This is a genomic window from Actinoplanes sandaracinus (assembly GCF_030009775.1).
In the GTDB taxonomy this organism is placed as follows: domain Bacteria; phylum Actinomycetota; class Actinomycetes; order Mycobacteriales; family Micromonosporaceae; genus Actinoplanes; species Actinoplanes sandaracinus.
In genome coordinates, this window is record NZ_JASCTH010000009.1 from 204,754 (window position 1) to 224,518 (window position 19,765).

Consider the following 19,765-nt stretch of genomic DNA (forward strand, 5'->3'; position numbering starts at 1 on the left):
TGCGGAGCCGAGAGCTCCGTGGGCGATGACGGATACTGCGAGGAGTGCGGCATGCTGGCCGGCCGGTCCCGCGATCATCTGGAGGCCGACGGTGGCGCGGCCGGAGCGGCGGTGAGCGACCGCGGCCGCCGGCACCGCCGTAACGAGGACGCCATGTGGCTGGCGGTCGGCACGAACGCCGCCGACGTGGTGGTCTCCGACGGCGTCTCCGCGTCGTTCGACCCGGACGCCGCCTCGGACATCGCGGTCCGGGCCGCCGGTGAGCTGCTGGCCTGCGCCCGCCATCCCGACGCCCCGCCGCCGGTCGCCGGCGACCCGGACGAGACCGTCCCGCTGGAGGACCTGGAACGCCCGCCGGGCGCCGTGGGTCTCGCCGCGGCGGCCGCGCACGCGATCACCGGCGCCGCCGCCGCGGTCGCCTCGCTGGCGCACACCGGTGATCCGCGCCGCGCGGCCGCGAACCCGGCCTGCACGATCGTGGCCGCCGCGGTGCGCGGGCCGCACGTCGGGTACGGCTGGGTGGGTGACAGCCGGATCTACTGGCTCGGCCCGGACGGCCCCGCCGAGCAGCTCACCGAGGATGACTCGTGGGCCACTCACGTGATCGCGATGGGTGCCGACCCGGTGGCCGCGATGAACGACCCGAAGGCGCACGCCATCACCGCCTGGCTCGGCGCCGACGCCGGACCGGTCCGGCCGCGGGTGCGGTCGTTCACCGCGTCCGAGGCCGGGCATCTGGTGCTGTGCAGCGACGGCCTGTGGAACTACCTGCCCGATCCGGCCGAGTTCGGCGCCGTCGTGCGGGAGTCGTTGCGCGCCACGAACAGCCTGCTGGGGGCGGCCCGGGCCCTGGTCGCCTACGCGAACGCGGCAGGCGGCGGGGACAACATCACGGTCGCGCTGATCCCGGTTCCGGCCGCGGAGGCGAAACCGGCCACCGACTTCGACAAGACCATCCCACTGGACACCACCGACGCTTAAGGAGTCCGCGTGTCGTACACCGCCGAGGCATTCCAGAACGAGTACCTCGCCCTGGGTGCGAGCGAAGTCAACGCGATCGTGACGGTCACGTCGAGCGGCGGCGAGGGCGGCCGCCGCTCCGGCGGCGCGACCGAGATCATCATTGTCGACGCGTCCGGGTCGATGCAGGCCGAGGGACGCATCGGCGCGGCCCGTCAGGCCGCCAAGGCCGCCGTGGAGTGCATCGACGACGGGGTCCGGTTCGCCATCATCGCCGGTGTCAGCACAGCGCAGCAGCTCTTCCCGGCGCCGGGCGAGCTGGCGGTGGCGTCGCCGCAGACCCGGGCGGCCGCCGCGCAGGCGATCGACCGGCTGCAGGCCAACGGCGGCACCGCGATGGGCGCGTGGCTGCTGCTCGCGGCCCAGCTGTTCGCGTCCCGGCCGGGCGACATCAAGCACGCCATCCTGCTCACCGACGGCGACAACGGGGAGCGGCACGGCTATCTGGACAGCGTGCTGGACCAGATCAAGGAGCAGTTCGTCTGCGACTGCCGGGGGGTCGGCGCGAGCTGGAAGGTCGCCGAGCTGCGCAAGATCGCCGACCGGATGCTGGGCACGGTGGACATCGTCGCCAAGCCGATGGAGCTGACCACCTCCTTCCAGCAGATGATCACCGCGGCGATGGGCAAGACCGCCGCGGACGTGCAGCTCAAGGTGTGGACGCCGGTGAACAGCACGGTCCGGTTCGTCAAGCAGGTGGAGCCGCAGGTCGTCGACCTGACCGGCAAGCGGGTGGAGGACGGCCCACGGGCCGGGCGCTATCCGCTCGGCTCCTGGGGCCAGGAGAGCCGCGACTATCACCTGTGCATCGACGTGCCGGCCGGCTCGGCCGGTGACGAGATGCTGGCCGCCCGGGTGCACATCATGGAGGGCGACACCGAGCACGCCCGCTGCCTGGTCCGGGCCGTCTGGACCGACGACTCGGCGCTCTCCACCCGCATCAACCGGCAGGTCGCGCACTACACCGGGCAGGCCGAGCTGGCCGACGCGATCCAGGCCGGCCTCGCCGCCCGCGAGGCCGGCGACGACCGCACCGCCACGATCAAGTTCGGCCGGGCCGCGCAGCTCGCCCACGCCAGCGGCAACAAGGCGACCGAGGATCTGCTGGCCAAGGTGGTGGAGATCGAGGACGCGGTGACCGGCACGGTGCGGCTCAAGCGCAAGGTCGCCGCCGAGGACGAGATGGCTCTGGACACCCGCTCGACCAAGACCGTCCGGGTGGGGCGCGGCCAGTGACCACCTACACCTGCCCGAAGGGCCACACGTCGTCGGAGGGCGACTTCTGCGACACGTGCGGGACCCGGATCGAGGGGGCAGCGCCCGCCGGGGCCCCGGCGGTGGTCACCGAGTCCCCGGCTCCAGCCTCGACCGGCGGTGCCTGCCCGAACTGCGGCGCGCCGCGCGCCGGGGCGGTCCGGTTCTGCGAGGACTGCGGGTACGACCACAACACCGGCCGGGTCCCGCGGATCGACCCGCCGCCGGTCAGCGCGCCGGCCGGGCAGTGGACCGCGACCGTGGTCGCCGACCCCGGCTATTTCGCGCTCAACGACATCGAGGGCGTGGTGTTCCCCGCGGACGCGGCGCCGAAGACCGTGCCGCTGGCGCCGCCGCAGGTGCGGATCGGGCGGAGCAGCGCGTCCAAGGGCACCGCACCGGAACTCGACCTGGCCGCCGAGACCGGGGACCCCGGCGTCTCGCACAGCCACGCGCTGCTCACCCTGAGCATCGACGGCACGTGGCTGCTCTCGGACGTGGGCTCGTCCAACGGCACCTGGGTCAACGACGAGGAGCAGCCGCTCGGCGCCGGCCAGTCCCGGACGCTGAAGGACGGCGACCAGGTGCACGTCGGCGCCTGGACGACGATCACGCTGCACGCCCCGTAAACCGGCGTGGCACCCCCGCCCGGCCGCCGAGCCGGGCGGCGGCCACCCGTCAGGGGTTCGTCACGGCCTTCAGGGCGACGCCGGCCAGTTCGGCGTTCCTGCTGTACAGAGACGCGCCCGGGCCGGGCCGGGTCCGCCCGTCCAGGCCGCGGTAACTTCCGCCGGCCTCGGTGACGATCAGCGAGGTGGCGGCGAAGTCCCAGATCTGGCCGCCGGTCTGCAGTGCCAGGTCGAGGTCGCCGCGCGCCACCATCAGCGACGGCTGCACCGGCCAGGGCCGCTCGTCGGTGGCGTCGATCAGGGCGGCGAAGGGTTCCCTGCCCCAGTGCGGCACCACCCCGAGGCGGGTCTCGGCGAGCGCGGGCGTGGGACCGGGCGCGACGTGGATCCGCTGTTCGTCGAGGATGCGGCCGTCGAGCATCTGAGCCTCCCAGGCGCCGCCGCCGCGGATGGCCCACCAGATCCGGCCCTGGGCCGGCACGGCCGCGACGCCGACGGTGATCTCGCCCCGGTCCTCCAGCGCGATCAGCACCAGCCACCGGTTGTCGCCCTCGACGAACAGGTGGGTGCCGTCGATCGGGTCGATGATCCACCGGCGGCCCGCCTCTCCCGAGGTCTCGCCGTGTTCCTCGCCGAGGATCGCGTCGCCGGGGCGCGCCCCGGTCAGGACCTCACGGATCCGGTCCTCGACGGCGCGGTCGGCGGCGGTCACCACCGTGCCGTCCTTCTTCAGCTCGCGCGGCAGCCCGGCGAGCGCCGCGAAGTGTCGCAGGCCCTCGGCCGCGCCGGCGAGGGCGGCTTCCTGGGCGAGCTTGAGGTCATCGGGACGGTCGAAGTCGTCAGCCACGGTTCCATCCTGCCCGGGGCGGTCCAGGGGTTGACCTGTGACGGCGGAAGTTCATGAGAATATCCAAGTAACAATGCGTACTCAGATAGCCAGCGGGGTCGTCTTCACGACGCCGCCCAGCCTGCCCCGCGGCCGGCACGAACTGGCCCGCGAGCAGGTCCTCGCCGCCCAGCGGGAGCGCATGCTGATCGCCGCCACCGAGTTGCTGGCCGGCAGCGGCTACCGCGGTTTCGGGGTGCGCGAGATCTGCTCCCGCGCGGCGGTGTCCCGGGCCGCGTTCTACGAGTGCTTCGCCGACAAGGACGCCTGCGTCTACGCCGCCTACGACCGGTTCATCGCGGTCCTCGTGGAGCGCCTCGCGGCCGACGACGCGCGGTTCGCGGCCGGCGACGGCCCCGACTGGGCCGGGTGCGTGCGGGGCTTCGTCGCGACGTACCTCGCCATCCTGGAGAGCGACCCGGTCGCGGCCCGCGCCTTCGGGGTGGAGATGGAGGCTCTCGGCCGCACGGCGCGCGAGCGGCGCCGCACGGCGCTCACCCGTCTGGCCGGGTTCATCCGCGAGCTACGCGAGAAACGATTTCCGGGTACGGCCACAGCGGTCCCGCTCAGCGCCTACCTGGGCGCGATCCACGCGCTGCGGCAGATCGCCTCGGACGCCCTCGACGCCGAACCCGAACCGGACCTGACCGCCCTCGTTCCCGAACTGTCCGCCTGGCTGTGCCGCATGGTGGACGAGCCCGCGCAAGAGGAGACACGTTGACCGACTGCACCGCACCCGCGGCCGAGGAAGCCCTGCTCACCGAGTTGCGGAGGGACACCCCGGCGTCGTTCGGCGCGATGTTCCTGGCGCGCGCCGCCCGTACCCCCGAGGGGGTCGCCTATCGGCGGCCGCGAGCCGGCGGCGGCGAGTGGGCCGCGCAGACCTGGGCGGAGACCGCGCGGGCGGTCCGTGAGATCGCCGCCGGGCTGATCGCGCTGGGCCTGCGGCCGGAGGACCGGGTCGCGATCGCGTCCGGCACCCGGGTCGAGTGGATCGAGGCGGATTTCGGGGTGATGTGCGCCGGCGGCGCGACCACGACGGTCTACCCGTCGTCGTCACCGGAGGAGGTCCGGCACGTCCTCACCGACTCGGGCAGCCGGTTCGCGTTCGCCGAGGACGCCGCCCAGCGGGAGAAGGTGGCCCCGCACGTAGAGCGGGTGTTCCTGCTCGACGACCTCGGCGAGCTGCGCGCCCGGGGCCGCGAGGCTCTGCGGGCCGACCCGGAGTTGGTGGAACGGACGACGGCCGCGGTCGGGCCGGACGACCTGGCCACACTGATCTACACCTCCGGCACCACCGGGAAACCGAAGGGCGTGCGCATCGCCCACGGCGCATGGGTCTACCAGGGCCTGGCGATCCAGGCGATGGGTATCGTGCGGCCGGACGACGTCGGCTACCTGTGGCTGCCGCTGTCGCACGCGTTCGGCAAGGCGTTGCTCTCCTGCCAGCTGTCGGTCGGTTTCGAGTTCGCGGTGGACGGCGACGTGAGCCGGATCGTGCAGCGGCTGGCCGAGGTCCGGCCGACCATCATGCCGGCCGTGCCGCGGATCTTCGAGAAGGTGTACGCAGCGGTCAACGCCGGAGTCGGCGGCGGCCTCAAGGGCCGGCTGTTCGCGTGGGCCGTCAAGGCCGGTCACCGCAACGTGCTGGCCGACAAGCTGATCCTGTCGAAGGTGCGGGCCCGCTTCGGCGGCCGGATGCGCTACTTCATCTCCGGCGCCAGCGCCCTGTCCCCCGACATCACGGCCTGGTTCGGCGCCGTCGGCCTGCCGATCGCCGAGGGGTACGGCCTGACCGAGTCCTGCGCCACCACGATCTTCAACCGGCCGGACGACCCGGAGTACGGCACCGTCGGCCGCCCGTTGCCCGGCACCGCGGTCCGGATCGCCCCCGACGGTGAGGTGTTGCTCCGCGGTCCCGGCGTGATGAGCGGATACCACGGCCTGTCCGCGGACGAGGTGCTCGTGGACGGCTGGCTGCACACCGGCGACATCGGCGAGATCACCGCGCGTGGCTCGCTGCGGATCACCGACCGCAAGAAGGATCTGATCAAGACCTCGAACGGCAAGTACGTGGCCCCGCAGGCGGTCGAGGCCCGGTTCAAGGCGCTGTGCCCGCTGGCCGGCCAGATCCTCGTCCACGGCGAGAACCGCAAGTACGTCACCGCCCTGATCGACCTGGACCCGGACGCGGTCGCCAAGCTGGGCCTCACCGGCTCGTACGCCGAGATCACCCGCTCGCCGGAGGTGACCGCGGAGGTCGCCCGCTGTGTCGACAAGCTGAACGCCGATCTCAATCCCTGGGAGACGGTCAAGAGGTTCCTGATCCTCGACCATCACCTCGACATCGAGAGCGGCATCCTGACCCCGTCGCTGAAACTGCGCCGCCGGGTCGCCGAGGACCGTTATCGGTCGCAATTGGACAGTCTCTACACATAGGGTTCTCGTCATGCATCGCAGCCGCCTCTTCGGGCTCTTCATCGACACCCCGGCCACCGACACTCCCGCCGCCGCCGCGTTCTGGGCGGGCGTGTTCGGCACGACCGCCGAGCCGATCCCCGGCGAGGAGGAGTTCATCAAACTCCACGACGCCTTTCCGGGCCTGGCCGTGGACGTGCAGTCGGTCGACGACGCGCCCCGGTACCACCTGGACATCGAGACCGACGACGTGCCGGCCGAGACGGACCGGCTGCTCGCGCTCGGCGCCTCGGTGGTGGTCGACCACGGTGGACACAAGACGCTGCGGGCGCCCGGCGGCCACCTGCTGTGCGTGGTCCCGGTGCAGAGCGAGCAGAGCCTCTTCGACGCCACCGCCCGCACCTGGCCTGCGTAAACAACGGCTACGCGATCGACTATGGTCTTCGATGCATCGATACACGGGGGAGAAGACCATGAAGCCGTACCGCGCCGCGCTGCTCGTCGCCGCCACCAGTCTGCTGATCAGCGGCTGCACCACGCCGGCCAACGGCTCCGCCGGCGGTTCCGGCTCCTCCGCGCTGCGCGCCGCCTCCCGGCCGACGGCATCGGGGGCCCCGGCGTCCGCCCCGGCCGGGCCGGACGCCCGCGAGCAGCTGATGGCGGCTCTGGAGAAGTCGAAGAACACCACCTACAAGTTCGTGGTCAGCGGTGACGTGCCCGACAAGAAGAAGGTCGCGGGTTCCGGCGCCTTCGACCCGAAGGCCAAGCGGATCACCGTCGACTACAAGGTGAGCGGCGGCGGCGCGAAGACCGAGCAGACCCAGCAGATCGTGGTCGGCACCGACCTCTACTCGCGGCAGAAGAAAGGCGAGACCTGGGTCCACCTCAATCTCAAAAGGGTCAAGAAGGACTCCCTCTACTACTTCGACATGACCGACCCCACCGGCTTCGCACGGTTCGTCTCGACGGTGGCCACCGTCGAGAGCACCGGCGCGAACGCTTTCCGCGGCACCCTCGACATCAAGGGCGACAGCTTCAACGAGGGCTTCCTGCCGGTCGGCACCCCGGCCATCTCGGTGCTGTTCGGCGGCGCCGCCACCTTCACCGCGACCACCGACGCCGCCGGCTGGGTGACGACGATCGGCGTCGAGCTCAAGGACCGGCAGGAGACCCTGACGATGGTCACCAAGCTGAGTGAGCACGGCAAGCCGTCGGGCATCAAGAAGCCGTCCAACTTCGGCGAGGCCATGGACTTCTACTACGACAAGTGACCACCGTGAAGAGCTATCGTCTCGCCCTGCCGCTCGCTGCGGCCCTGCTCAGCACCGGCTGCATCAGCCTGCCCCTGCCCGAGGCGCCGGAGCCCAGCCCGCGTCCCACGTATCCGATCGTCGTCGACGAATTCACCCCGATACTGGAACGGACCCGGGCCTCGTCGTACGCGTACTCCGTCGACGGCACCCTGCCAGGCGGCAAGAAGCTGGCCGCCTCCGGCGCCTTCGACGCGAAAGCGAAGCGTCTGGTCTCGAAACTGGAGATCACCCCGGGCAGCCTGCAGAGCGGTTACCAAGAGGTGCGGGCCAACGGCAAGGAGACCTGGATCAAGATCGGCGCCATGGACTGGCAGTCCCGGCGCGGGTTCGACCTGACCGACCCGACCGGGCTGAACTCCTTCGCGGAGGCGATCCAAGACGTCCGGCTCGCCGGCCCCAACCTCTACTGGGTGTACGTGAAAACCGACTCCAACGTCGTGCAGGGCTACTCCTTCCTGCCCATCGGGGCGCCCGGCACGGTGTCGGCGTACTCGCCGCTCGGCGGCGCGATCCGGGTGAACGTGACTACCGACGGCGCCGGCCTGATCACCTCGTTCGTGATCGAGGCCGACTCCGATGGCCAGAAGCACCGGCTGACCACGACGCTCAGCGGCCACGGGCAGCCGGTAATCGTTCCCGTCACGAAGCGCTGAGGACCAGCAGGCCGTTCGCGGGGACGGTCAGGACCGCGGACTGGTCCAGGCCGTGCATGGCCGGACCGGCCGCGACCACCGCTCCCGCGTTGCCGGCGACCCGCGGGTTCGGGAAGTGGTCGTAGTAGTCGCTGTTGAACACCTCCCGCCAACGGCCCGGGCGTGGCAGGCCGAGCCGGTACCCGTGCAGGGTCCGCTCGCTCAGCGTCAGCACCACCACGACGTCGCGGCCCTCGCCCGGCACCCAGCGGTGGAAGGCGAGCAGCCGGTTGTCCTCGTCGGCGGAGAAGACGTTCAGGCCCTCCGACCGCAGGGCCGGCAGGCTCCGGCGCAGGCCGATCACGTCCCGGCTGAACCGCAGGAAGTCGGCCATGTGCCGGTCGTCGGAGAAGGCGCCGTCCCACCAGATCAGGCGGTCGGAGCGGCCCGGGCTGTCGCTCCACAACTTGTCCTCCAGGAACTCCTGGCCCATGAAGATCATCGGTACGCCGGGGGCGGTCATCAGCAGCCCGGTGGCGATCCGGGAGCGGCTTCGCGCGTACCAGGACCGGGGATCGGAGGAGTCGGCCAGGCGCGCGATGCGCGGCGCCCGATGGTCGTCGGCGTCCAGCGCCAGATCATGGTTCTCCACGCAGTGGTACGCCCGCCACGCCTCGCCCACGTGCGCGGTCCGGTGCAGCCCGCCGGTGAGCCGGCCGATGCCCACCGGCCCGTGACCCCCGGCCGCCGCGGTCGCGATCACACCCCGCACCGCCTCCCGCAGCCGGTCGCTGTACCCCAGGGCGAAGCCCATCCCGTGCGGCCGCGGCTGCACCGCCAGCCAGCGGTGCTCACCCCAGTACTCGGCGATCAGCGCCGCCGACGGCGCCCGCTCGCCCAGCACCGCGGTCAACTCCTGACAGAACCCCCAGCCGCCTTTGGCGTCGATCACCGACACCTCGTCGAAGCGCAGCCCGTCCGCGTGATAATCCTCCAGGAACATCAGCGCGTTGGCGATCAGGAACTCGCGGACCTCCGGCTTCTGAAAGGCGAACACCCGGCCGCCGGCCCAGCCCTCCGCCGAGAAGTAGGCGTTGTTGAACGGGCCCGGATGCTCCGGCAGGTCGATGTAGTCGATGCTCTGCGGGTCCAGGCCGCCGCCCGCGTGGTTGTACACGACGTCGAAGATCACCGCGATGCCGTACAGGTGGCAGATGTCGACGAACGCCTTCAACTGGTTCACCTGGCCGGCCAGCTCCTCGTGCTTGAGCGGGCCGGCGCCCTTCGCCGCCAGCAGGTCGTTCACCGCGTCCAGGTACGGCGCGAGCGCGTGCGGGTCGACGCAGTAGTCCATCTCGGGGCTGAACAGGTCGGTGCCGTTGTAGCCGAGGCTCCACTCCCCCTGGAACTCCACCACCGGCAGCGGCTGGATCGCCGTCACACCGAGATTCCGCAGGTAGGGCACCTTCTGCACGGCGTCGAGCAGCTTGGCCGTGCGGTGCGCCCGCCGATCCCGTCCGCGCGGGTCGGTGGCCGAGAAGACGCCGATGTGCAACTGGTAGACGATCAGGTCGGCGAACGCCGGTGAGGACCAGTCCTCGTCATGCCAGGGATAGGTCGAGTCGTCGACGACGAGGGCGTCACAATCGGGATAGCCGTGGAGCTCCAGCTCACGGGCACGCGGGTCGCGCTTGAAACCCTCCCCGCCCGCGCCGACGACGTAGAAGCGGTATTTCGTCCCGGCGCCGACCCCGGCGAAGAAGCCGGTCCAGTCGCCGGTCTCCGGGTCGCGGACCAACTCGTCGGCCGGGTCCGGGTCGTAGGTGAAGACGCCGTGGAACGAGACGTACACCCGCTGGGCGGCCGGCGCCCAGAAACGGAAAGTGACGCCACCGTCCACCATGGTCACACCGCGCGGCGTACCGGCGGTGATGTGTTCCTGTGAGGCCGCCATGGCTCCCAGGGTCCTCCCCTTCAGGCTCCGGGCGGCTGTCCACCTTCTTACACAGCGCCCTCCGGCCCCGGCTGGAGGCCGTCGAACAGGTCCGCGGCGCGGGTGGCTCGCAGCAGCCACCGCAGGTGCGGTTGCGGGTCGTGCAGGTGACAGGTGGCGTGCCGGGCCTCGGCCACCCGCCGGGCGGCGACCAGCATGCGCAGGCCGGCCGCGTCGCAGAAGTCCACCCCGGCCACGTTGATGTGGATCTGCCGGACTGGGGCGTCGACGCCGATCAGGTCGTACACCCGGGTCAGGTCGTAGAGCTGGCTCTGCAACGCGTCCACCGACATCGCGTCCAGGCTTCCGTACAGACTGATCAGCAGACGGTCGCCGTCACGCGAGCCGTCCATCCTCGTCCCGTTCCCTCTCACCAGGAGACCTCCGGCCGTGTTCGGATGATGGCCCACACCAGCTTGCCGCCACGTGCTGGAAGCGCCCCCCAGGACGACGCCGCCGCACCCACGATCCGCAGCCCGAGGCCCCGTTCGGAGAGGGACGGCCCGAACCGTCCCGCGACCGGATCACGCACCCGCGGCAACACCGGGTCCCCGTCGTAGACGGCCAGGTGCAGCGCCACCCCGGAAGCCGGCCCGCGCGACGACACGACCACCTCGATATCGGTACCCGCGTGCTCGGCCGCGTTCACCACCAGCTCGGAGATGACCAGCCGGGATCGCTCGGCCAGGTGATCCAGGCCCCAGTCCGCACAGGCGTCCGTCACCAGCGACCGGGCCTGCACGGCCGCCGCCTGGTCCGGCGGCAGAGCCAGATGCATCCGGTCCGCAAGCGGATGCCGGCCGGCCAGCACCTCCCTGGCCTGAGGCACCGTCGGATAGAAGACCAGCCAGTCCCGTGCGCCGAGCCGCCGCAGCCGGCGCGCGAGCGGCATTCCGGCGGGAACACAGACCGCGATCGCCACCGGCGGCGTCATCGCCGCCGCCTGCGCGCACGCGGTCAGCCACAGCGGGGCGCTCACCGCGTGCGGGTCCCGCAGATGGTGCAGGTCGACGATCAACCCGGCCGGATGCTCGGCCAGGCACTTGTCGACCACCAGCCGGGCCTGCGCGGACAGCGTGCGGTCCCAGCCACCCCAGACCGTGAGCTCGATGACCGCCGTGTCCGCGTCGATGACGGCCAGCACCGAGTCGGCCACCGCGTCATCGGACCACCCGATCAGATGCGGTGAGCCCGGACCCATCTCCCCTACTTCCGGCCTCCCGGCCTCTAGGTCTCTTCTCGCGGATCGCATGGGGCGAGGCGAGGTGCGGGTGGTGGCGGCACTGGCTGCGGAAGAACACACCGGTGTGGGGTGCGGCCTTCCGTGGACGCCGTTCGCCGCCTGAGCCACGCCGCGACTCCACGTGCCCCGCGACGAACCAGCTAGGTTCCCGGCGGTCGCGGGTGACGGTGAGCCCCACGGCAACCAATCAGCAGCGTCGATGCCGCCGCCGCAATTCTTGATTCACCCCAATGACACCGTCAACGGAGATTCACCATCCGCGACGATCGCCGCCGGCAACGCGGAAGTCCGGTCGCACGCGGGCGACAGGAGGGCGGCAACGAGCGATCAGTCGATCACAGAGCGCTCTGCAGAGCCAGGACCCCCCGATTGACGGCGGTGATGGCCTTGCGGGCCGTCTCCTTGACGCTCGGCGACGCGGCCGACGCCTCCCGGACCTGGCTCAGCAGATCGAGGACCTGCCGCGCCCACCGGACGAAGTCACCGGCCGGCATGTCCGCGTCGTGCTGCTGCCCGCTGGCCAGCACCCGGGCCAGCGGCTCACCGCGGGCCCACCGGTACATCGGCCAGACGAAACCCGGGTCCGGCTCGCGGGTCAGCGACAGACCGTGCTCGCTCTCGTCGGCGGCGATCTCACCCCACAGCTTGGCGCAGGCGTCGACCGCGGCGCTGACCGGGCCTTTCGGCACCGACGCACGGTCTTCCCCCTCGCGGCGCGACTCGTAGAGAACCATCGAGACGGCGGCGGCCAACTCGTCCGGGGCCAGGCCGTCCCACACGCCCTGGCGCAGGCACTCGGCGACCAGCAGGTCGGCCTCGGACCAGATGCGCCCCAGCATACGGCCGGCCTCGGTGACCTCGCCGTCGGCGGACAGGTAGCCGCGGGCGGTCAGCACCGCGCACACCTGATCGAAGGTGCGGGCCAGCGAACCCGTCCGCCCGGCGACCTTGTCGCGCAGCGCGTCGGTGTCGCGCGACAGCCGGTGCCGGCGCTCGGCCCAGCGGGCGTGGTCCTCACGCTCCGGGCAGGCGTGACAAGGGTGCTGCCGCAACTCGACCTTGAGCAGGGCGACCTGGGCGTCCTCGCCGGGGTTGGCGCGGCTGCGGCCACCGCGGCGGCGGTCCGGGTGGCGGTCCAGGCCGGTGGCGCTGATCTGGGCGGCGAGGTCGCGGCGGGCGCCCGGCGCGCGGTGGTTGAAGTTGCGCGGCACGCGGACCCGGGCCAGCACCTCGACCTCACCGCCAAAGTCGGCGGGACTGACCCGCCCGGCCCACCTGTCCTGAGTGAGCACCAGCGGCCGCGGCTCCCCGAACCCGCTGGTCGCCGGCTCCAGGACGACGGCCAGGCCGGCCCGCCGGCCCTGCGGAACCCGGATCACGTCGCCGAGACGCAGCTTCTCCAGGGAGTCGACGGCGGCCGAGCGGCGCTGCTGCACACCCTGCCGGGACAGCGATTTCTCCCGGTCGGCGATGGCCACCCGGATCGCGAAATACTCGGCGAAGTCGCCGTGGTGGCAGGTGGCGTCCTCGCCGTAGGCCTGCATCGTCTCGACGTTGCGCTGGACCTGGCGGGCCAGGCCGACCACCGAACGGTCCGCCTGGAACTGGGCGAACGACGACTCCAGCAGCTCGCGGGACTTCTCCGCGCCGACCGAGCCGACCAGGTTGACCGCCATGTTGTAGGACGGCCGGAACGACGAGCGCAGCGGATAGGTGCGGGTGGAGGCGAGGCCGGCCACGTGCCGCGGGTCGACATCGGGACTCCAGAGCACCACGGCATGGCCCTCCACGTCGATGCCGCGGCGGCCGGCCCGACCGGTCAACTGGGTGTACTCCCCCGGGGTGAGGTCGACGTGGGCCTCACCGTTGAACTTGACCAGCCGCTCCAGCACGACGCAGCGAGCCGGCATGTTGATGCCCAGCGCCAGGGTCTCGGTGGCGAAGACCGCCTTGACCAAGCCCTTGACGAAGCACTCCTCGACCGCCTCCTTGAAGGCGGGAAGCATGCCGGCGTGGTGGGCGGCGACACCGCGCTCCAGGCCGTCGAGCCACTCCCAGTAACCCAGCACCGACAGGTCCTCGGCGGGGATGCTGGCGACCTTGGCCGTGGCGATGCGCCGGATCTCGGCCCGCTCGTCGGGGTCGGTCAGGCGCAGCCCCGCGTTGAGGCACTGCTGGACGGCGGCGTCACACCCGGCCCGGCTGAAGATGAACAGGATCGCCGGAAGCAGACCGGCGCGCTCGAGCCGGTCGACGACCTCGGCCCGTGGTGGCGGCTGCCAGCGTTTCCCGCGCCCGCCGCGCCAACCGGTGGCGGCCCGGTCGCCGAGTTCGAGCCGCCGGTCCATCTCGCGGGTGTAGCGCAGCAGCTCGGGATGCACGTCGTGTTTGCGGGCCGCGTCGGCGTCGTGGAACAGGTCGAACATGCGCCGGCCGACGAGCATGTGCTGCCAGAGCGGGACCGGCCGGTGCTCGCTGACCACCACCTCGGTCTGGCCGCGGACGGTCACGAGCCAGTCGGCGAACTCCTCGTAGTTACTGACCGTGGCGGACAGCGAGACCAGGTTGACCGAGGACGGAAGGTGAATGATCACCTCTTCCCAGACGGCGCCGCGGAACCGGTCGGCCAGGTAGTGAACCTCGTCCATCACGACGTAGGCCAGGCCGCGCAACTGGTCGGAGCCCGAGTAGAGCATGTTGCGCAGCACCTCGGTGGTCATCACCACCACCGGGGCGTCGCCGTTGATCGCGTTGTCACCGGTCAGCAGGCCGACCTTGTCGGCGCCGTAGCGAGCCACGAGATCGTGGTATTTCTGGTTGGACAGCGCCTTGATCGGGGTGGTGTAGAAGCACTTGCGCTCCCCCGCCCGCAGGGCCAGGTGCACCGCGAACTCACCGACCACGGTCTTGCCCGCCCCGGTGGGCGCGCAGACCAGAACACCGCTGCCCCGCTCCAGCACCTCGCAGGACGCCCGCTGGAAGTCGTCGAGATCGAAGCCCACATCGAGCATGAAATCCTCGAGGGCGGGATAGGTGGCGACCCGCGCCGCCCGCCGCTTCGATTCCGCATAACGTTCGGCGGGACTAGTCATGGACCCAGGCTAGTTCGTGCGTACGACAATCCGCACCACAGTATGGGCCCGTCGGGTGCGTCATATGCGGTCGGTAAGGTGCACGACGTGCCGCATGCCATGGAACCGACGGATCATCCGCCCCATCCCGTGCGCCCCGTCGAGGCCGTCCTGTTCGATTTCCACGGCACCCTCGCCCAGGTGGAGGACCCGCTGAACTGGGTGCTCGCCGCCGCGGCCGCGTGCGGCGCGGAACTCGACCGGGGAAAGGCCACCATCCTCGCCGACCGCCTGCTGACCGCGGGCCGGGCCGGCGGGCCGGTGCCACACCGGGTGCCGCCGCATCTCGCCGAGCACTGGGCCGACCGCGATCTCTACGCGCACAGTCATCGCGCCGCCTACACCGGACTGGCCGCCTCGGTGAACACCGACGTGGAGGGTCTCGCCGACGCCCTCTACGAGCGCCTGCTGATCCCGGACGGCTGGCTGCCCTATCCCGACACCGAGCCGACACTGCGCAAGCTGCACGAGGCCGGGGTGAAGGTCGCGGTGGTGAGCAACATCGCATTCGACGTGCGCCCGCTGTTCGCGGCCTGGGGGCTGGACGGATTCGTCGACGCGTACGCGCTCAGTTTCGAGATCGGCCGGATCAAGCCGGACCCGATGATCTTCTATCGTGCGTGCGGGCTGCTCGGCGTCGACCCGGAGCGGGCCCTCATGGTCGGTGACACGCCGGCCGACGCGGGCGCCGTCAAGGCGGGCTGCGCCGCCTTGGTGCTGCCGGCCGCCGATCCCGGCAAACCGAACGGCCTGTCCGCGGTGCTCACGCTCGCACTGGCGAATCAGGCCTGACCCGCCGGATCAAGCGTACTGGTCCAGGATGGTCCCGATGCGGCCCCTCGTGGCGGCGGCCTCCGCGATCGCGGCCGGCGACTCGGCCGGGGTGGCGGCATCCGCCATCGCCTTGAGCGCGTCCTTCGCGCCGTCGAACATCGAGGTGGCGTTCCCGAAGAGCGAGTTGGCGCGGGTGGCCAGCGAAGCGTTGCTGCCGATCGAGTTCGTCATGCCCTACCGTTCGCCCCCGCCCCGGGAAATCTGACACCCGGCTCAGCAGAGCAACCGGACCGCACCCGGGACACAGCTCACCTCGACCGGCAGAGGGCCGAGGCACTCGCCGTCGCCGTCCAGGGTCCGGGCCAGATAGAACCGGTGGGCGCGCTGGCCCCGCAGCGCCACGCTGATCCCCTCCGCGGCCTTCAACGTCAGCGGGCCCCGCCGCGAAGGGGCCCGCAAACGCCGCCGGTGACGAGGCCACCGGCTTCTCCACGCCCGCAGGATCGCGGGTAGCGGAGACCCCGTCGCATCGTCACCGGTCACCAGCCGTTTCGCCGCACAGCGAAGCGGCGCCGGCAGGCCTAAGTCATGTCGTCGTAGCGGCGCTCGATCGGCGCGCGCTGCGCGACCGGGGTCGGGCCGTCGATCGCGGTCGGAGCCTCGATCGGGTCGGACGCGCCGACCGGCACCCGCTCCTCCGGCAACTCGGAGATCTCGTCGTCGTCGAGCCCGGCGTAGATCTCCTTGCCGCGACCCTTGCGCTTGTCGTTGAGGAACGCGACACCGACGGCGATGAAGTACAGCAGCGACAGGCAGGCGGCCAGTAGCGTCATGCCGAACGGGCCGGGGTCGGGGGTGGCGATCGCGGCGAACGCGAACGACAGGAACACCACCGTCCGCCACCAGCTGAGCAACCGTGCCGCGCTGACCACGCCGGTGAAGTTGAGCATGAGCAGGGCCAGCGGGAACTCGAACGCCGCCCCGAAAATCATGATCATGCTGGTGACGAAACCGATGTACGCCGTGACTTCTAGTTGGGTGGTCGTGCCGATGATGCCGGCCGTCATGATGAATTCGAGGCTGTGCTTGACCACGAAGTAGGCCAGCGTCGCGCCACCCATGAACAGCGGGGCCGCGATCACGACGAAGACGTAGGCCCATTTGCGCTCGTGCCGGTGCAGGCCGGGGGCGATGAACGCCCAGAGCTGGTAGAGCCAGACCGGTGCGCCGAGGATCAGGCCGAGCCAGAGCGCGATCTTCAGTTTGAGGATCAGCTGGTCGGCCGGCGCCAAAATGAGCCAGTTGCACTTGCCCTGACCGACCGCGCCCAGGGTCCACGACGAGTCGAGGCCGCAGTAGGGCGCGGAGAGGAGGGTGAAGGCCCACTCGGAGAGGATGAATCCGAAGATCAGGCCGACCACGATGCCGACGGAGGCGAAGAAAAGCCGGTTCCGCAGCTCACGGACGTGCTCGATCAGCGTCATGGAGCCGTCAGCGGCCTGCTGGAACTTGGTGGGTCCCTTCTTGAAACGCAGGCTCAGTGCCATCGGCCGGGGTCAGCGGTCGTTGGTGCGGTGCTGCACCGGGTCGACGAACGGCTGAGCCTGCGGCTGCTGGTAACCCTGCGGCGCCGGCTGCTGGTAGCCGGCCGGGGGCTGCTGGTAACCAGCGGGCGGCGGCTGCTGCTGGTAACCGGGCTGCTGGACCTCGCCCTGCAGCGGGGTGCGGCTGTGCTGCGGCTCCGCTTTCTCAGCGACGTTGTTGTTGTCGTCGTCGACGAGACCCTTGGTCTCCGCTTTGATGATCCGCAGCGAACGTCCGAGCGAGCGAGCGGCGTCCGGCAGTCGCTTCGCGCCGAAGAGCAGCACGAGCACAACAACGAGAACGATGATGTGCCATGGCTTGAGCATGCCCATGGAATGACTCCAGTCGGTCGGATCAGGTTGCGGGGTCCATCGTACGTGTGGATCCGGGCGATGTTGCCCCGTGGATGCTTCAGGTTTCTTATGATCTTGGTAAGCCCTGGACAACGGGGCGGTAACTACCCGATCATCGGCCGCGGGCCGCCTGGATCTGGGCGACCTTGTCGTGCGCCCGCTCGGCCCGCTCCTGCAGACCCAGCATCGTCTCCTGCAACTGCTCCGCGCCGGCTTGGAGACCGAGGGCCTCCTCCTGCCGCCGCTGCAGCTTGAGCGCGGCCCGCCGCAGGCCGGGGAGCCGGCCCAGCAGCCTCGACGCGGCAAAGATCAGGACGATCAGCGCGATCACCACCACGGCGATCCAGACCCACATCAGCACGCGGTAACCCTAGCCGCCCGCGATCGGGTCCGCCGGAGAGGCCGTCCGGCGCGGCGCGGCATGGCCGCCGAGCGTGGCCGGCGTCACGGGGCGCCCGGTGCGGCGTACTGGTCAAGGGCGGTGGTGGCCTGTGCCCGGATCCGGTCGATCAGCTCCGGTGGACCGACCACGGTGACGTCGCGGCCCTGCCCGGCCAGGAAGCGCTGCGCCCAGCCGAGGTCCGTGACCCGCATCGTGACCAGCCACTCCAGGCTGTCCTTGACCACCTGCTCGACCGGGTAGTACTCGGTGATCCACCGGCCGCCCCGGCCCACCCGCAGGGTGACCAGCGGCAGTTCCGGCCCGGGCCGGAAGACACCGTCGCTGACGTCGTGCGGCACCGCCCCGACCGGCGGCGCGGAAGGGTCGTCCAATTCGGTGAACGCGTCGATCCGGTCGATGCGGAACAGCCGGGTCCCCTCGGCCCGCCGGCACCACGCCTCCAGATAGTTGAAACCGCCCACCATCAGCAGCCGCATCGGGTCGACCACCCGGTCGGTCGTCTCGTCCCGGGCCGGGGTGTAGTAGGTGAGCCGCAGCGCGTGCCCGGACTCCACGGCCGCCCGCACGGCGGAGAGCTTCTTCTGGTTGGCCGGCATCTTCACGGTGACCGGGGCGTCGGCCAGGTCACCGGCGGCGCTCTCGATCTTGGCGAGGGCGCGCTCGATGGCGTCCCTGGTTCCGATGCCGGGCGTCTCGGCGAGCATCCGCAACGCCACCACCAGGGCGAGCGCCTCGTCGGGGTTGAGGCGCAACGGCTTGTCCATGCCGGCGTCGTGGCTGATCGTCACGTGGTCGCCGTCGATGGCCATGTCGATCAGGTCGCCGGGGCCGTACCCGGGCAGGCCGCACACCCAGAGCAGTTCCAGGTCCTCGCGCAGCTGCTTGTCGGTGACACCGAGGTCCGCGGCGGCCTCGGAGATCAGAATGCCGGGGCGGGCGAGCAGATAGGGCACCAGGTTGAGCAGCCGCCCGAGCCGGTCGCCCGAGGGGGTCCGCTGGATGGTCATGCCGAATCTCCCGGGTCCGCTGCCGCTGCGAGGGGGCGCCGCCCGGCGCGGGCGGTCATGCCGTCACCGCCGGGCTCTCGTGCCGTGCCACCAGCTCCTTGAGGTGCTGGATCACGGCCTCCCGCAACTCCGGTGGGCCGTCGGCGCGGGCGTCCGGGCCGTAACCGGCGATCCGCGACGCCAGCCACTCCACGTCTCCGAAGCTGATCGTCAGCCGGTCGCCGTCGGGGCCGGGAACGACCTCGGCGGCCAGGCGCCGGAGCCCCGCCGCCCGGCCGGGACGGACCGTGACGGTGGCCCGGCCGGTGCGTGCGATCGGGCCGGACGAGCGCGCGACGTGACTGATCAGATCGGCGCCGGCGGGCGGCTCGAAGACGCCGCCCCGGCCGGTGGCCCGGACATCACCGACGATGCGGGACAGCCGGAAACAGCGGGTGGCGGCCCGGTCGCGGTCGTGGCCGACCACGTACCAGCGGCCGCGCCAGCAGACCACGCCCCACGGCTCGAGACGGCGGGTGCTGGGCTCGTCGACCTCGGGCACCCGGTACTTGAAGGTGACCGCGCGGCGCTCCCGGGCGGCGGACGTGAGCGGCCCGAACGACGGGTCGACAGTGACGACCGGCTCGACGCCGAGGGTGGCCTGCGGGTCGACCTCGACACCGGCGGCACGCAGCTTGGCCAGGCCGGACGAGGCGGCGGCGGCGAGCCCGGCATGCTGCCAGAGGCGGGCGGCGATGCCGACGGCGGCGGCCTCGTCGGGTTCGAGCAGGATGTCGGGCAGCGCGTACTCACGCTGGGCGATCCGGTAGCCGGGCTCCTGGTCGAAGATGCTGGCCGTGCCGGTCTCCAGGGGCACGCCGAGGTCGCGCAGCTCCGCCTTGTCGCGCTCGAACTTGCGCTGGAACGCCTCGTGGTCGCGTGGGTCGTCCGGGTCGTGCTCGTAACCGGGCACGGTCGCGGCGATCTGCGCGGCGGTGAGGAACCGTCGCGTGGACAGGAGGCAGATGACCAGGTTTACCAGGCGCTCGGTGCGAGTGCGCGACACGGCCGCAACGCTAGCAGGCGGCCTCGGCGCACGGTTATCCGTCACTGTGCCGGAGAAGGGCGCGTTCGTGACTGCTCCTC

The 19,765-nt window shown here is 71.3% G+C and carries 21 protein-coding genes; 9 read left to right on the forward strand and 12 right to left on the reverse strand.

What is annotated here, in order from left to right:
- Positions 1-18 precede the first annotated feature (18 nt).
- From QLQ12_RS15985 to QLQ12_RS15995, 3 genes are read left to right on the forward strand one after another with little or no spacing between them, the layout of a single operon-like run.
- Positions 19-981 (forward strand): PP2C family protein-serine/threonine phosphatase, encoded by a 963-nt coding sequence (locus QLQ12_RS15985; protein WP_282760704.1) that lies wholly within the window; start codon positions 19-21, stop codon positions 979-981.
- Between the two features lie 9 nt (positions 982-990).
- Complete coding sequence (locus tag QLQ12_RS15990; RefSeq protein ID WP_282760705.1) at positions 991-2,256, forward strand: vWA domain-containing protein; 1,266 nt, start codon at positions 991-993, stop codon at positions 2,254-2,256.
- Entirely contained in the window at positions 2,253-2,903 is a 651-nt protein-coding gene (locus tag QLQ12_RS15995; protein ID WP_282760706.1) for an FHA domain-containing protein, read from the forward strand. The genes QLQ12_RS15990 and QLQ12_RS15995 overlap by 4 nt, the downstream gene beginning before the upstream one ends.
- Before the next feature lie 49 nt (positions 2,904-2,952).
- Here QLQ12_RS15995 and QLQ12_RS16000 read toward each other — a convergent pair whose 3' ends face one another.
- Entirely contained in the window at positions 2,953-3,750 is a 798-nt protein-coding gene (locus QLQ12_RS16000) for an inositol monophosphatase family protein (protein WP_282760707.1), read from the reverse strand.
- A 73-nt stretch (positions 3,751-3,823) separates the two neighbouring features.
- Here QLQ12_RS16000 and QLQ12_RS16005 point away from each other — a divergent pair, with 73 nt between their 5' ends.
- The 5 genes from QLQ12_RS16005 to QLQ12_RS16025 are packed head-to-tail and all read left to right on the forward strand — an operon-like array spanning position 3,824 to position 8,173.
- Positions 3,824-4,510: a TetR/AcrR family transcriptional regulator gene (locus QLQ12_RS16005; protein WP_282760708.1), complete on the forward strand. Its 687-nt coding sequence runs from the start codon at positions 3,824-3,826 to the stop codon at positions 4,508-4,510.
- On the forward strand, positions 4,507-6,228 hold the full coding sequence (locus tag QLQ12_RS16010; RefSeq protein ID WP_328518281.1) for an AMP-dependent synthetase/ligase: 1,722 nt from the start codon (positions 4,507-4,509) through the stop codon (positions 6,226-6,228). The genes QLQ12_RS16005 and QLQ12_RS16010 overlap by 4 nt, the downstream gene beginning before the upstream one ends.
- A 10-nt stretch (positions 6,229-6,238) precedes the next feature.
- The gene (locus QLQ12_RS16015) at positions 6,239-6,622 is read left to right on the forward strand and encodes a VOC family protein (protein ID WP_282760710.1); all 384 of its coding nucleotides are present in this window, start codon (positions 6,239-6,241) and stop codon (positions 6,620-6,622) included.
- A 31-nt stretch (positions 6,623-6,653) separates the two neighbouring features.
- Positions 6,654-7,478 carry a hypothetical protein gene (locus QLQ12_RS16020; protein WP_282760712.1) on the forward strand — a complete coding sequence of 275 codons (825 nt, stop codon included), beginning with the start codon at positions 6,654-6,656 and terminating at the stop codon, positions 7,476-7,478.
- Entirely contained in the window at positions 7,475-8,173 is a 699-nt protein-coding gene (locus QLQ12_RS16025; RefSeq protein ID WP_282760713.1) for a hypothetical protein, read from the forward strand. The genes QLQ12_RS16020 and QLQ12_RS16025 overlap by 4 nt, the downstream gene beginning before the upstream one ends.
- Here QLQ12_RS16025 and QLQ12_RS16030 read toward each other — a convergent pair.
- From QLQ12_RS16030 to QLQ12_RS16045, 4 genes are all read right to left on the reverse strand, one after another.
- On the reverse strand, positions 8,160-10,106 hold the full coding sequence (locus QLQ12_RS16030; RefSeq protein ID WP_282760714.1) for an alpha amylase C-terminal domain-containing protein: 1,947 nt from the start codon (positions 10,104-10,106) through the stop codon (positions 8,160-8,162). The genes QLQ12_RS16025 and QLQ12_RS16030 overlap by 14 nt on opposite strands.
- A gap of 47 nt (positions 10,107-10,153) precedes the next feature.
- Entirely contained in the window at positions 10,154-10,498 is a 345-nt protein-coding gene (locus QLQ12_RS16035) for an STAS domain-containing protein (RefSeq protein WP_282760715.1), read from the reverse strand.
- A 17-nt stretch (positions 10,499-10,515) separates the two neighbouring features.
- Positions 10,516-11,346 carry an ATP-binding protein gene (locus QLQ12_RS16040; RefSeq protein ID WP_282760716.1) on the reverse strand — a complete coding sequence of 277 codons (831 nt, stop codon included), beginning with the start codon at positions 11,344-11,346 and terminating at the stop codon, positions 10,516-10,518.
- A 377-nt stretch (positions 11,347-11,723) separates the two neighbouring features.
- Positions 11,724-14,480 (reverse strand): DEAD/DEAH box helicase, encoded by a 2,757-nt coding sequence (locus QLQ12_RS16045; protein ID WP_282760718.1) that lies wholly within the window; start codon positions 14,478-14,480, stop codon positions 11,724-11,726.
- Between the two features lie 99 nt (positions 14,481-14,579).
- On the opposite strand from QLQ12_RS16045, the gene QLQ12_RS16050 reads away from it, so the two are divergent.
- Complete coding sequence (locus QLQ12_RS16050; protein ID WP_282760818.1) at positions 14,580-15,311, forward strand: HAD family hydrolase; 732 nt, start codon at positions 14,580-14,582, stop codon at positions 15,309-15,311.
- A 9-nt stretch (positions 15,312-15,320) separates the two neighbouring features.
- Here the strand turns inward: QLQ12_RS16050 and QLQ12_RS16055 are convergent, their stop codons facing one another.
- The 7 genes from QLQ12_RS16055 to QLQ12_RS16085 form a co-directional block, all read right to left on the reverse strand.
- Positions 15,321-15,524 carry a hypothetical protein gene (locus tag QLQ12_RS16055; RefSeq protein ID WP_282760719.1) on the reverse strand — a complete coding sequence of 68 codons (204 nt, stop codon included), beginning with the start codon at positions 15,522-15,524 and terminating at the stop codon, positions 15,321-15,323.
- Positions 15,525-15,566: 42 nt separating this feature from the next.
- Entirely contained in the window at positions 15,567-15,695 is a 129-nt protein-coding gene (locus QLQ12_RS16060; protein ID WP_282760721.1) for a hypothetical protein, read from the reverse strand.
- Positions 15,696-15,874: 179 nt separating this feature from the next.
- Positions 15,875-16,840 (reverse strand): twin-arginine translocase subunit TatC, encoded by a 966-nt coding sequence (tatC, locus tag QLQ12_RS16065; protein WP_282760722.1) that lies wholly within the window; start codon positions 16,838-16,840, stop codon positions 15,875-15,877.
- A 9-nt stretch (positions 16,841-16,849) separates the two neighbouring features.
- Positions 16,850-17,209, reverse strand: coding sequence for a Sec-independent protein translocase subunit TatA (gene tatA / locus QLQ12_RS16070; protein WP_282760724.1), 360 nt, complete (start codon positions 17,207-17,209; stop codon positions 16,850-16,852).
- A gap of 133 nt (positions 17,210-17,342) precedes the next feature.
- Entirely contained in the window at positions 17,343-17,585 is a 243-nt protein-coding gene (locus tag QLQ12_RS16075) for a hypothetical protein (protein ID WP_282760820.1), read from the reverse strand.
- Positions 17,586-17,674: 89 nt separating this feature from the next.
- The gene (locus tag QLQ12_RS16080; RefSeq protein ID WP_282760726.1) at positions 17,675-18,640 is read right to left on the reverse strand and encodes a helix-turn-helix transcriptional regulator; all 966 of its coding nucleotides are present in this window, start codon (positions 18,638-18,640) and stop codon (positions 17,675-17,677) included.
- Positions 18,641-18,695: 55 nt separating this feature from the next.
- Positions 18,696-19,685 (reverse strand): helix-turn-helix transcriptional regulator, encoded by a 990-nt coding sequence (locus QLQ12_RS16085; RefSeq protein WP_282760727.1) that lies wholly within the window; start codon positions 19,683-19,685, stop codon positions 18,696-18,698.
- Positions 19,686-19,765: the final 80 nt, after the last annotated feature.